The sequence below is a fragment of the Pseudomonas sp. CFBP 8771 genome, assembly GCF_014841695.1.
GTDB classification, from domain to species: Bacteria; Pseudomonadota; Gammaproteobacteria; order Pseudomonadales; family Pseudomonadaceae; genus Aquipseudomonas; species Aquipseudomonas baltica.
In genome coordinates this window covers 1-1,236 of the sequence record NZ_JACYUJ010000021.1, presented here as the reverse complement: position 1 = coordinate 1,236, position 1,236 = coordinate 1, and the positions used below count along the sequence as shown (strand labels likewise).

At 56.2% G+C, this 1,236-nt stretch carries 1 protein-coding gene; it reads left to right on the top strand.

Translation table 11 applies throughout. From position 1 onward, the window contains the following. The first annotated feature begins 65 nt into the window (after positions 1-65). Positions 66-1,228 (top strand): IS3 family transposase gene (locus tag IFT80_RS21505; protein ID WP_192051325.1). Its coding sequence is split into 2 segments (ribosomal slippage): positions 66-321 and positions 321-1,228, totalling 1,164 coding nucleotides; the frame shifts between segments, so codons are not numbered across the junction. Positions 1,229-1,236 lie beyond the last annotated feature (8 nt).

Below are 1,236 nucleotides of genomic sequence, written 5' to 3'. Positions count from 1 at the left end.
TTGTAGTGGCCTAATGAAACCGGACACCCATTTAGGCGAGAATGCTCGCCACACAGAGGTGTTCGATGAGCAGAAAACGACGTACCTTCACCCTCGAATTCAAGCGCGAAGCTGCCAGCTTGGTGCTTGACCAGGGCTACAGCCACGCTGATGCAGCCCAGTCGCTTGGGTTGGTAGAGTCGGCCTTGCGCCGATGGGTTAACCAGCTCCAGCAGGAACGAGGCGGTGCCACACCGACTAGCAAAGCGCTGACACCCGAGCAGCAGAAAATCCAGGAACTGGAAGCCCGAATCAACCGCCTGGAACGAGAGAAATCGATTTTAAAAAAGGCCACCGCGCTCTTGATGGCCGAGGAACACGAGCGTTCGCGTTAATCGATCAATTGCGGGCTCAAGAGCCGATTGATCTGTTGTGCTCGGTATTTGAAGTAACCCGATCTTGCTACTACGCGTACTGCCGGAAACGTCGGTATCCGAATGCCGAACGGGTGGTTTTGCGCAGCCGTGTGAACGAGCTGTTTACGCAAAGCCGAAGCGCTGCGGGCAGCCGGAGCATCATGCTGATGATGAAAGAGGACGGCATGCAGATCGGGCGATTCAAGGTACGCAAGTTGATGCGCGAGATGAACCTGATCAGCAAACAGCCCGGTTCGCATGCCTATAAAAAGGCGACCGTGGAGCGACCTGATATTCCGAACGTGCTTGATCGAGGATTCACCGTCGCATCCCCAAACAAGGTCTGGTGCGGTGACATCACATACGTCTGGGCTGGAGGCCGATGGCACTATCTGGCGGCTGTCATCGACCTTTGTGCCCGCCGTGTTGTGGGTTGGGCGTGCTCACCCAAGCCCGACGCCGACCTGGTCATCAAGGCACTGGACATGGCTTACGAGCAGCGTGGCAGGCCGCAAAACGTATTGTTTCACAGCGATCAGGGCAGCCAATATGGCAGCCGAAGTTTCCGCCAAAGACTATGGCGATACCGCTTCACACAGAGCATGAGTCGGCGCGGTAACTGCCATGACAATGCGCCCATGGAACGGCTCTTTCGCAGCCTAAAGACTGAATGGATACCGACGGTGGGCTACATGAGCGCTGCATTAGCGCAACAGGATATCGGCCGGTTCCTGATGGAGCGATACAACTGGCGGCGACCGCATCAGTTCAACGAAGGGCTAGCGCCTGCGGTCGCTGAAGAAAAACTCAATTCAGTGTCCGGGATCAGTTGACCACTACA